Raw genomic sequence first — 10,905 nt, forward strand, 5'->3', positions numbered from 1 at the left:
ACCGGCCCCCCGGCTCCACCGGCCCCCCGGCTCCATGGGCTCCATGGGTCTGACCTGCCCGTTCCGGTCCGACATCTTCCCTTTGGCACTCGGTGCCACTAAAGTCGTTCCCGCGGCGGGACCAGACTCCACCGGTTCCGGACCCAGTCAGCTCTAGCGATCGGGAGTGCTCATGGAGGAGTCAGTACAGGTGGACCAGGCCGTCGAGGCGCCCGCGGAGTCGGTCGTGGCGGACCTGCTCGTCGAGGAGGTCTCCATCGACGGCATGTGCGGCGTCTACTGAGCGCCGACCTACCGGACGAGCGCGGCGCGGCCGGCCTCGCGCCGGCCGCCGCCGGGTTCGACCTGGACCGGGCCTGGCGGCTGCATCCCCAGGTGTCCGTGCGGCCGGAGTCGTTCGGGGCGCTGCTCTACCACTTCGGCACCCGCAAGCTGTCGTTCCTGAAGGAGCCGGCGTTGCTGGCGCTGGTGGAGGCGTTGCCGGCGCATGCCAGCGCGCGGGCCGCGGCGGCCGCGGTCGGGCTGCCCGCAGCGTCTCTCGACCGCTACCAGCGGGCGCTGGCGACCCTCGCCGCGTCCTTCATGATCGTCGAGGGGAGTCCCCTGTGACCACCACCACCCCGGCGCGTCTCGTCGACCACTTCGCCCGCGGGCTCGCCGCCCCGATCTGCCTGACGTGGGAGCTGACCTACGCCTGCAACCTGGCCTGCCGGCACTGCCTGTCCAGCTCCGGGCGGCGTGACCCCCGCGAGCTGACGACCGCCGAGTGCCGCGCGGTCATCGACGAGCTGGAACGCATGCAGGTCTTCTACGTCAACATCGGCGGCGGCGAACCGACCGTGCGCGCCGACTTCTGGGAGCTGGTCGACTACGCCACCGCCCACCACGTCGGCGTGAAGTTCTCCACCAACGGCGTGCGGATCACCCCCGAGGTGGCCACCCGGCTCGCCGCCAGCGACTACGTCGACGTGCAGATCTCCCTCGACGGGGCGACCGCCGAGGTCAACGACGCGGTGCGCGGCGCCGGCTCCTACGACACCGCGGTGCGCGCGATGGCGAACCTGGCCGAGGCGGGTTTCCGCGGGTTCAAGCTGTCCGTCGTCGTCACCCGGGCGAACGTCGACCAGCTCGACGCCTTCGCCGCCCTGGCCGACCGTTACGGCGCCCAGCTGCGGCTGACCCGGCTGCGCCCGTCGGGGCGCGGCGCCGACGTGTGGGACGAGCTGCACCCGACCGCCGCCCAGCAGCGCCAGCTCTACGACTGGCTCGTCGCCGCCGGCGAGAACGTGCTGACCGGCGACTCCTTCTTCCACCTGTCCGCCTACGGCCAGGCGCTGCCGGGGCTGAACCTGTGCGGCGCCGGACGGGTGGTCTGCCTCATCGACCCGGTCGGCGACGTCTACGCCTGCCCGTTCGCCATCCACGACGAGTTCCTCGCCGGCAACGTGCGCGACACCGGCGGCTTCACCGGCGTGTGGCGGACCTCGGAGCTGTTCGCGGCGCTGCGCGAGCCGCAGTCCGCCGGGGCGTGCGCCTCCTGCGGGCATTTCGACGCCTGCCAGGGTGGCTGCATGGCGGCGAAGTTCTTCACCGGCCTGCCGCTCGACGGCCCCGACCCGGAGTGCGTGGTGGGCCACGGCGTCGACGCGCTGCTCGCCCGCGGGGACGCCGCCCCACCGAAACCGTCGGTCGACCACTCCCGCCCGGTCAGCACCCGCCCGGCCAAGGCGGCGGGTCGCCGCGGCGGCGGCCCGGTGCCAGTGACGATCGGCCGCGCGCCGAGCGTGCTGTCCCCGGCCGTGGCGCCGGTCAGCGCCTGCCAGGAGGATCCCCTCGCCGGCTTCGACCCCGCGGTCGTCGCCGGCTAAGCCCTTGGTGGCCAGGGCGCGTGCGGCTGAGCCGACGGTACGCACCCTGGCCAGGGACGCGGGCAGGCCGCCGCCAAACCCGACGCTGACGCTGGCTTTCCCCGGCGACCACCCCGAAAATCGGACCATGAACCCCCGTTCAGTCGTTCCCCGTCTGCGCGGCGTCGACGAGCTTCCTCATGCGGCCCTCGCCCCGCAGTTTGTCTTCTTTGATCCAACCCCTCCCCTCCGCGGCAATCCCTTCGAGGACGTGCAGCGTGTGATGGAATCCGGCGGCGTCCAACGTCACGTCGGCCACCGTCTGGGGAACATCACCTTGCCGTAGGTTCTCCGGCGCTTGGCTGGTCACGTGAGCCTTGATCTCCTGCCCGTCAACAAGGGTAATCTTGAAAGTCGGCTCGTCCGTGCTTGTCTGGTTAACCTGCACCGCCGAGATGGCCTCGAAACGGTAGTTGATCCATTGATGTGCATGGAAGCGGCCACGCTCAAAGTCGAGCTCGGCGGTGAGCTGGCGCACCCCGTTGCGAGTGAGCAGGAAGACCAAGAACCGGTACCGCAGATATCGCCATGGGCCATTCTGGACCCGGGCGCGGCCGGTCGAGGCGGCGGGTGTGTCGATGAAGGCGTGAGCGATGACATGGCTCATGGTCGTTTTATAGTGCTGTAACGCCTCATTGAGGAGAACTTTTCGATCGCACTCCAGCCAGGCTGCTATCTCCCGCTCCTCGGGCTTGTCGGCCAGCTCCTCCCGCCACCGGTCGAATGCTGCCTGATCGGCCAGGTTCCTTAGCTCGCTCTCGGCTTTGTCGGTGCTGAAGCGCCGATTCTCGAGTGCTATGCGGAACCACCAGCGAGTGGTCGCCCATCCGCTTATGGGAACGACCACTGTCGCCAGTGATCCGAGCAGTGGGCTGGTCTGTATCGTGCAGATCAATGCCCACACTCCGCCGCCCGTGAGAGTAAGGAGTCCAAGGAAAGTGATCGCGCGTGTGGGTGGCGGCACCGCGAGCCGGGCTCGGTAGTTTCGGAGCGAACCCTCCCGCCATTGGCCCGTGATCTCGTCGACCCGATATCGGATCAACCAGGAGATCCGGTCAACGTTGACCTTGGTCTCCCGGTAGACCTCGACGATCTCATCCCGTATGTATCGTAGGATTCCGGCCGTCTCTTTTCGCCAGGCTTTACGGTCGACGTCCTCGGGCCGGCATCGGGCGAAATACTGGTCCACCTGCCAGGCGAAGCCGCTGGATGGCGCGGCCGTCTTGGACTGCTGTGGAGTCTCGAACTGCTTGTCCTTCGCCTGGCGGCGCTGGACGCGCCATCGCCATTCCAAGCCGTGTTGTACACCGAAGAAGCCGCCGGCGACGCTGACCAGCCAGGCGAGAATGCCGGACGCCCGACCGGCCTGCGCCAGCGTCAGCCCAATGCGGACCGTCGATACAGCGAGAACCAGGCTGGCCGAGATGGCTCCGGCCCAGGTCATGACTCCGACTGCGACCGGCTGAACTTTGCGTACGCGAGGCTCGAGCGGCACGTCCTCGAAGAATTTCCAGACTCGGTCCGATCGCTGGCTGGACCGCTGTTCCCGTTCGGCCTCCACCAGTGCGCGACCCCACATTTCGTCCAACAGCAAGCCTTCGAGGAAGTGCTCCAGATGCTGCAGGATGAGCGCCTGCTGGGCTTCGCCGAGCCCGTCGAAATCCTTGATGATGATGTTGATGTCCGTTGCTGGTTCATTCGGCTTATACCCGATAAGTCGTTGCACGGTATCGACGCTTTCTGGCCATATTCCGATGCCGCCCTGAGGGAATATCTCCCACCCCTGTTCTAGCGCGCGCAGCTCTTCGCCGGACATTTCTTGACGAGTGCGACCGCTGACGAGGGACAGCAGCCAATAAAAATGGACCTCGGAGTTCACGTAACCACGGTCGACCGCATCGGCGAGGAGTTTCCACGCCCGTCTCGGCATGCCGCCGCCGAGGCAACGGATACCGGCAGCGACCATCTCCTCGGGCGTGGCGTCTGGGGGGACGGTGTAGATGAGGTCCCCATGCACGACGTTCGCCTGCACGCCGACGTGTGCGGAGCCCTCGGCGGTGTTAGTGTTTCCGCCGGAAGTGGTCACGACAGGCCCTGTGCAAGAGCTATAACGATTGCCAGCTTCGCGGTTAGGTCGGCCACGTCGGCGACGAGCCCGCGCAGCCGCTTCAGCGCCAAGATAAGCGTGTTGCGACTGTCCGGCGTGTCGGCCGCGACGGCGTTGTCGGCCACGGAGAGTTCCGTCTGGGCCGCTGTGTAGGTGGCATTGTCCATCTGGCCGGCCGACTGCGCCTGCCGAAGCTGGGTGCGGAGATCGGCAAGTGCGTCCGCCATGCTGGCGGGGGCGGGCTGCTCACCTGGGACGAGGCGGATACCCCCGTAGACGATGCCGGCCTGCACTCCGACCCGTGCATTTCCGCGAGCGATGTTCTGGTTAGTCCCAGGCATGGTGGAGCTCCTCATCGTCTGCTGGTCATCGAGCCGGTCGTCGGTGGCGAGCTCGTCGGCCAGGGCCGCGGCGAACGCGGCGGCGTTGAATACCGCTCTGGTCTGCCAGTTCTCTCGGTCTGTGACTTCCTTGGTGCCGTCGGCCCGGTCGCTGATGGCACGGATCACGACCACGGGAAGCGACCGGTTCAGATGCCCTGCCTGCGCGACTCCGGCGCCTTCCATCTCGATCGCCAGCGCATCGTTGTAGTGCTTACGGAGCCAGCGGGCCTGTGCCGACATGGTCGAGTTCAGGACCACCTCGCCGGCCGCGATCGGCCCGAAGTGCACGGTGGGAATCGGCCCGTCGCCCGGAGGGGGTCCTGCCCAGCTACGTGTCCGAGCGAGGTGCCGGGCGATCTGGTCGGCTGCATGTGAGGTCTCCCAGACACGAGGACGCCCCTTGAGCCCGTCGTCCTCGCTGGTGGAGCCGTGGAAGGCGTAGACATGGGTAGCCACCACCACATCGCCAAGGGCGAGATGGCTGTGCAGGGCGCCCGCCACGCCGACGAACAGCAGGGCTGCCGGGGAGAACTCGGCGATGGCACGTTCGGCCAGCACCGCCGCGGAGCCATTGCCCTTGCCCACGTGGCCGAGGACGACGCGGCACCGCCCGGCCCCGAGCCGACCTGTCTCGAAGCGGGTCCCCTGCCGATGTCGGTGCAGGTGTGGGTCGGTCAGGCGGTCACGGATCGCCTGGTACTCCAGGTCTAGGGCGGTCAGGATCACGATGGGACGGCGGCTCACCTAATGCTCCTCGTCGTCGCTGTCGCAGTCGTCGGTGTCGGGGGCATCGGCTGTCGACAGGATTGGACGGACCATCGGCGGCGACAGGACGCTGCACGGGCCCGCGGTGTACAGCCGCGCCGGTCGTCCGGCGGTCGACCGGCGCGCTGGGCCGACCGCGACGATGAAGTCCTTGGTCTTCTGGACCTTGCGGTAGAAATTTCGGGGATCGAGCGGCATCCCCCATACCGCCTCGTACACGGCCTGCAGATCGGTGATACTGAAGGTCGGCCCGCAGAACGCCGTCGCGAGCGCCGAGTGTTCGAGTTTGACGCGGGCGCGCTCCACTCCATCGGCGATGATCCGTGGATGGTCGAAGGCGAGGGGTAGTTGGCCGGACAGCACGTCGTCGATTGGCTGCCAGCGTGCGTCTGCGGCGTCGGTACCGGCGGTCGGCTCCGGTAGCTGCGGCGCGATCGCCAGGTGTGCGACCGACACAACCCGACCGCGGGGATCACGGCCGGGCTCGCCATACACACCAAGCTGCTCCAGATGCAGGGTCTGCGCGTCTAGAGCGGCCTCCTCGGCGAGTTCGCGGTGGGCAGCCGCGGTGAGGCTCTCCTCAGAGTGTTCGAGAAATCCGCCGGGAAGCGCCCATGAGCCCCGGTACGGCTCGATTCCGCGTTCGACCATCAGGACCTGCAGGCGGGACGCCCGCAGAGTGAGAATCACCAGATCGACGGCGATCATGACCTTGGGTGGTACCCATGGATCATCGTTCATGCTGCAAGGCTAGCTTATTGTCACATAGACAGGAATAGCTGATGCTGTCGGCTGGCGGACAGCGGCGCGCGATCGAGAATCGAGGGCGCTGCGATGGATCGACGAGGCGGCGTGCGAGTGCCCACCAGGATGCGGTTCGCGCTTCGCGCGACCCTGACACCAGGTATGAGAGTTTGATGGCGCTGGACGTCCACCAGCGGGCTATCACGCGGCAGCTCTACCGAACCGCTGTCGCGTTCTCCTACAGCGAGACCTATCCAGTTCAAGTGCGCGCAGGGCCGTGCGGTAGGCCGCGCGCAACATCCAGCGGCGCGAAAGCCGGCGACGGCGTCCGAAAGTGCAGACGTCACGCTCTCAAGACCCTGCCGCGGCGGCCCGTTGACCGGCATCAGCCGAACGGGTGGTCCCCGGCGCCCGGCTCGCTAGCATGACCTGATGGTCCCGATGCCGCCGGACGGGGTGAGCTGCCCGGCGCTCACCCCGGTCTTCGCCCTGCTGGGCAAGCGGTGGAGCGGGCTGATCATCGGCACGCTGCTGGCCGGCCCGGCCCGCTTCTCCGAGATCGCGAAACTCGTGCCCGGGGTGAGCGAGCGGATGCTGTCCGGGCGCCTCGCCGAGCTGTCCCAGGCCGGGCTGGTCGAACGCGAGGTCCTCGACGGCCCGCCGCTGGCCACCCGCTACCGGCTGACCGCGTGCGGCGAGGCGCTGCGCCCGGCGCTGCATGCCCTGGAGCTGTGGGCGCAGGAACATCTCGTCCACGCCGACCCGCGGGCGGGCGCTGGCTGCGGCGGCTGAACGCCGCGCCATCCGGGCGCGGGCGCACGAACGCCGGGGCCGACCGGGGACGTCCCGGCCTCCCCGGCGTCAGAGCGTGCTACGCGGTGAGGTTGGTGCGGTTGTGCGGTGGGTCAGGGAGCCGTGCGGTGGGTCAGGGAGCGATGAACTGCAGGTCGAGCTCGATCTTCACCTTGTCGGCCAGGGCGAGCTTGCCGACGCCGAGGGGCATGTTGAAGTTGATGCCGTAGTCGCTGCGCTTGATCTCGCCGGTCGCCGAGAACCCGGAGCGGACGCGGCCGTCGGCCGGGTGGGTGTCGACGCCGTAGAACTCCACCGCGAACGTCACCGGCTTGGTCACGCCGTTGATGGACAGGTCGCCGGTGAGCTCGTACTCCTCGCCGCTGCCGGAGATCGAGCTGGAGACGAACGTCATCGCCGGGTTCGCGGCCAGGTCGAAGAAGTCGGTGGAGCGCAGGTGCGCGTCCCGGTCGGCCTGGTTGGTGTTGATCGAGGCCAGGTCGATCGACGCGTCGACGGCGACGGACCCCAGCGTGTCGCCGACGGCGAGGTTCGCCGAGAACGTGTCGAAGCGGCCGCGCACGTTGGTGACGCCCAGGTGGCGGATCTGGAAGGTGACGCTGGAGTGGGCCGTGTCGAGGGTCCAGGTACCGGGGACGAGCGGCAGCGGTGCGAGCTCGGACGAGAGGGCGGTCACGAGACCTCCATGGGTGGTTGGAACCGGGGCACTGTTGCGGCTGCAACGGTGGACATACGAAACGATAGTGGCTAACGAAAGGCAAGTCACCGGGGGGCGGTCGTGACCTGGTGACGGCGCCGCCGGGAGAGCGGGTCGGCGGCGTGAGCAGTCGGCCCGGGCCGCGGTGATCGCCCGGTCGGGCGCGGGCGCGCTAGAGTGGCACTCGGTGCCAAATCGCCCCGACCTCGCCGTCCGATTCCCGTTGCGTGCGGCCGGTGCCCGGCCGGGGGCGGCATCCGGGGCCCGTCGATCGCCGGTCGGTGGCGGGCGGACACGACGAGGTGGGAGTGCGATGGCCAGCACGAGGACATGGTTCGAAACGGTCGCCGAGGCCCAGCGAAGGGCGCGCCGACGGCTACCGCGGGGGGTGTACCAGGCGCTCGTCGCCGGGACCGAGGCCGGCGTCACGATGAACGACAACGTCGACGCGTTCGGCGAACTGAAGATCCGGCCCCGGGTCGCCGACCTGCCCGCGACCCGCGACCTGTCCACGACGGTGATGGGGCAGCAGATCAGCTTCCCGGTACTCATCTCGCCGACCGGGGTGCAGGCGGTGGATCCCGACGGCGAGGTCGCCGTCGCCCGGGCCGCCGCCGGCGCGGGCACGGCGATGAGCCTGTCCTCGTTCGCCTCCAAGCCGGTGGAGGAGGTCGGCGCGGTCACCGACAAGCTGCTGTTCCAGACCTACTGGGTGGGGTCGCGCGAGGAGATCCTCGCCCGCGCCGAGCGGGCCCGGGCAGCCGGCGCCACGGGCCTGATCGTGACGCTGGACTGGGTGTTCGACTCGCGCCGCGACTGGGGCAGCCCGTTCATCCCGGAGAAGCTCGACCTCAAGGCGATGGCCCGCTACGCCCCGCAGGTCGCGCTGCGCCCGGGCTACCTCGCCCGCTGGCTGCGCAGCCGCTCGCTGCCCGACCTCGGCGTGCCGAACCTCGGCCCGCGCGAGGCCACGCCCCCGACCTTCTTCGGCGCCTACGGCCAGTGGATCGGCACGCCCCCGCCGACCTGGTCGGACCTGACCTGGCTGCGCGAGCAGTGGGGCGGCCCCTTCATGATCAAGGGGATCACCCGGCCGGACGACGCCCGCCGGGCGGTCGACGTCGGCGCGAGCGCGATCTCGGTGTCCAACCACGGCGGCAACAACCTCGACTCCACCCCGGCGTCGATCCGCTGCCTGCCCGGTGTCGTCGACGCGGTGGGGGAGCAGGTCGAGGTGCTGCTCGATGGTGGGATCCGCCGCGGCAGCGACGTCGTCAAGGCGCTCGCGCTCGGCGCCCGCGCGGTGATGATCGGCCGGGCCTCCCTGTTCGGCATGGCCGCCGGCGGCGAGCGCGGCGTGACGAACGTGCTGGAGATCCTCCGCCAGGGCGTGAGCGAGACCCTGCTGGGGCTCGGCCATTCGTCGATCCACGAACTGTCCCCCGAAGACATCCTCGTCCCCGCTGGCTTCGCGATCGACCAGAAAGTCTGACCGTCCACGGTCCATCTGACGGGTAAAGCAACCCGGCGGATACAAACTGGAAACGGAATACCGGTGACGCGGTTCGGGGTGCAACTTCTCATTGCACCCCGAACCGCGTTTCTCTTGCATATTGCTTTGGGGGCCCGGCGTCGTGCACCATCGTGCCATGCCGCGTCGTCATCGCAATGGGACCCCTTGTGCTGGATGGCTTAGTACTGTCGTTTCACCGACCGGAAACCGAATTCGGCTCCGGCCGGCGGCGGCCCGACCGAGACGTGCCGGGCAGCCAGGACAGGTGAACGCGTTCGGTGGTCGTCTTCTCCGGTCCGGATCGGACTGCCCCCCGGCGACGAACTCGGTGCGCTGCCAGCGGTGCCGCACCGATGTCGCCCGACCGCAGTGACCATTCCGGCCGAATGATTCCGAACCGTTTTGCGGAGCCATTTGTGGCGGCGGTGCGCCGCGTCAGCATGGGGGTCACCTTCGAATGCGTCGCTGTGCCGTGAAACTGGGAATGTCGACGATTCTGCTGGGCCTGGTCGTCGGCACCGGATGCTCCGGAACAACCGCCTCGGCGGCATCCTGCACCGGTGACAGGGCAGCCCCTGGGGTGACCCGCGACGAGGTCCGGCTCGGCCTGCTCTACCCCGACTCCGGCCTGCTCGCCGCAGCGTTTCCGGGGCTGCGCGCCGGCGTCGACGCACGCCTCGGCGAGGCCAACGCCGCCGGCGGGATACAGGGGCGCAACGTCGTCTACGACTGGCGCGACGACGCCGCCACCACCGAGGGGAACCTCAGCGGCGCCCGGGAGCTGGTCGACCAGCGTGGTGCGTTCGGTGTCCTGGAGTTCACCGTCGCCGCCAGCGGCAGCGCGAAGTACCTCGCCGACCGGCGGATCCCCACCGTGGGCCTCGCCGCCGAGGACGTCTGGACGCAATACGGGAACATGTTCTCGTTTGCCAGCACCCTCGCCGCGCCGATCGACACCTACGGCCGGTTCGTCAAGGAGCGCGGCGGCGCATCCGCCTTCCTGCTGCGCAGCGCGATGTCCACCGGGGTCTCCGGCGCGGCCCTGCGGGTCGGGCAGAGTCTGCAGGCCCTCGGCGTCGAAGTCGTCGGCAGCTTCGCCTACACCCCCGGGGCGGACGGCGTGAGCGACGTGGCCCGCGAGATCGTCGCCTCCGGCGCGGACACCGTCGTCACCATGATCACCCCGACGGACCTGCCCCCGGTGCTGCACGCGATCCGCGAGCTCGGGGGGAGCCCGAAGGTGGTGTTGTCGCTGAACGGCTACGACCACAGCCTGCTGCGCCGCCACGGCCCCGACCTGGCCGGGGTGCTCGTCCCGGTGTTCTACCGGCCGTTCGAGGCCGGCGGCGCCCCGATCCAGCACTACCTCGACGCGATGGCCCGCTACTCGCCGCAGACCGACGACGCCGAACAGGAGTTCGGCCTGATCGGCTACATCAACACCGACCTGTTCCTGCGCGGGTTGCAGGCCGCGGGCCCCTGCCCCACCCGGCAGTCCTTCCTCGCCGGGATGCGCACCCTGACCCGCTACGACGCGGGCGGGCTCATCCAACCGACCAACGTCGGCGCCACCCGTGGCCGACAGCCGACCTGCTTCGCGCTGATGCAGGTCAACCCGTCGGGCAGCGCCTTCACCGTCGCGCAGGACAACCTGTGCGGCCGGGCGCTCGGCCCGACCCTCTGACGGCTCCGCGCGACGGCCCGGCCCCGGCCGCCGCGCGGGCCGCTGACGTCCGGCGGGGGGCGCCGCCGCCCCCCGCCGGACGTGTCCCGCCGCCTGCTGTGTCGAACGCGCGGTTCCGCGCAACACCATGATCGCGCGACCTTGACGGCGGGCGTGGTTCCGCGGAGCACCGCGGGACGAGACGTACGCGGCTCGGAGCGCCGTCGGTGCAGTGGCGGAGGCCCGGCTGTCACGGTCGGTGGTGGCTGTCATGTGGTGGGGTGGCTGTCATGTGGTGGGGAGGCTGTCATGT

General features: G+C 69.4%; 10 protein-coding genes. 6 read left to right on the forward strand and 4 right to left on the reverse strand.

What is annotated here, in order from left to right:
* The first annotated feature begins 172 nt into the window (after nucleotides 1-172).
* Genes mftA through mftC form a run of 3 tightly spaced genes read left to right on the forward strand, consistent with a single transcriptional unit; the run spans nucleotide 173 to nucleotide 1,868 of the window.
* A complete protein-coding gene (mftA, locus tag NBZ83_RS24510) occupies nucleotides 173-283 on the forward strand; it encodes a mycofactocin precursor MftA (RefSeq protein ID WP_261575881.1) in 111 nt (36 codons plus the stop codon).
* The gene (gene mftB, locus NBZ83_RS24515) at nucleotides 268-609 is read left to right on the forward strand and encodes a mycofactocin biosynthesis chaperone MftB (RefSeq protein WP_261569653.1); all 342 of its coding nucleotides are present in this window, start codon (nucleotides 268-270) and stop codon (nucleotides 607-609) included. Before mftA ends, mftB begins: the two co-directional genes overlap by 16 nt.
* Nucleotides 606-1,868 (forward strand): mycofactocin radical SAM maturase, encoded by a 1,263-nt coding sequence (gene mftC, locus NBZ83_RS24520; protein ID WP_261569651.1) that lies wholly within the window; start codon nucleotides 606-608, stop codon nucleotides 1,866-1,868. Before mftB ends, mftC begins: the two co-directional genes overlap by 4 nt.
* Before the next feature lie 139 nt (nucleotides 1,869-2,007).
* Here mftC and NBZ83_RS24525 read toward each other — a convergent pair whose 3' ends face one another.
* The 3 genes from NBZ83_RS24525 to NBZ83_RS24535 are packed head-to-tail and all read right to left on the reverse strand — an operon-like array spanning nucleotide 2,008 to nucleotide 5,903.
* Nucleotides 2,008-3,993, reverse strand: a complete 1,986-nt coding sequence (locus tag NBZ83_RS24525) for a hypothetical protein (protein WP_261569646.1) — start codon at nucleotides 3,991-3,993, stop codon at nucleotides 2,008-2,010.
* Entirely contained in the window at nucleotides 3,990-5,123 is a 1,134-nt protein-coding gene (locus NBZ83_RS24530) for a 5'-methylthioadenosine/S-adenosylhomocysteine nucleosidase (protein ID WP_261575882.1), read from the reverse strand. The genes NBZ83_RS24525 and NBZ83_RS24530 overlap by 4 nt, the downstream gene beginning before the upstream one ends.
* A gap of 18 nt (nucleotides 5,124-5,141) precedes the next feature.
* A complete protein-coding gene (locus NBZ83_RS24535; RefSeq protein WP_261569638.1) occupies nucleotides 5,142-5,903 on the reverse strand; it encodes an NUDIX hydrolase in 762 nt (253 codons plus the stop codon).
* Between the two features lie 435 nt (nucleotides 5,904-6,338).
* Between NBZ83_RS24535 and NBZ83_RS24540 the strand changes: the two genes are divergently transcribed.
* On the forward strand, nucleotides 6,339-6,698 hold the full coding sequence (locus NBZ83_RS24540; protein WP_261569631.1) for a winged helix-turn-helix transcriptional regulator: 360 nt from the start codon (nucleotides 6,339-6,341) through the stop codon (nucleotides 6,696-6,698).
* Between the two features lie 133 nt (nucleotides 6,699-6,831).
* Here NBZ83_RS24540 and NBZ83_RS24545 read toward each other — a convergent pair whose 3' ends face one another.
* Nucleotides 6,832-7,395: a YceI family protein gene (locus NBZ83_RS24545; protein WP_261569629.1), complete on the reverse strand. Its 564-nt coding sequence runs from the start codon at nucleotides 7,393-7,395 to the stop codon at nucleotides 6,832-6,834.
* Nucleotides 7,396-7,729: 334 nt separating this feature from the next.
* Here NBZ83_RS24545 and mftD point away from each other — a divergent pair, with 334 nt between their 5' ends.
* Together mftD and NBZ83_RS24555 are read left to right on the forward strand one after the other, a co-directional pair.
* Complete coding sequence (gene mftD / locus NBZ83_RS24550) at nucleotides 7,730-8,908, forward strand: pre-mycofactocin synthase MftD (protein ID WP_261569628.1); 1,179 nt, start codon at nucleotides 7,730-7,732, stop codon at nucleotides 8,906-8,908.
* A 505-nt stretch (nucleotides 8,909-9,413) separates the two neighbouring features.
* Nucleotides 9,414-10,613, forward strand: coding sequence for an ABC transporter substrate-binding protein (locus tag NBZ83_RS24555; protein WP_261575883.1), 1,200 nt, complete (start codon nucleotides 9,414-9,416; stop codon nucleotides 10,611-10,613).
* Nucleotides 10,614-10,905: the final 292 nt, after the last annotated feature.

The organism is Frankia gtarii (assembly GCF_025403375.1).
In the GTDB taxonomy this organism is placed as follows: Bacteria; Actinomycetota; Actinomycetes; order Frankiales; family Frankiaceae; genus Frankia; species Frankia gtarii.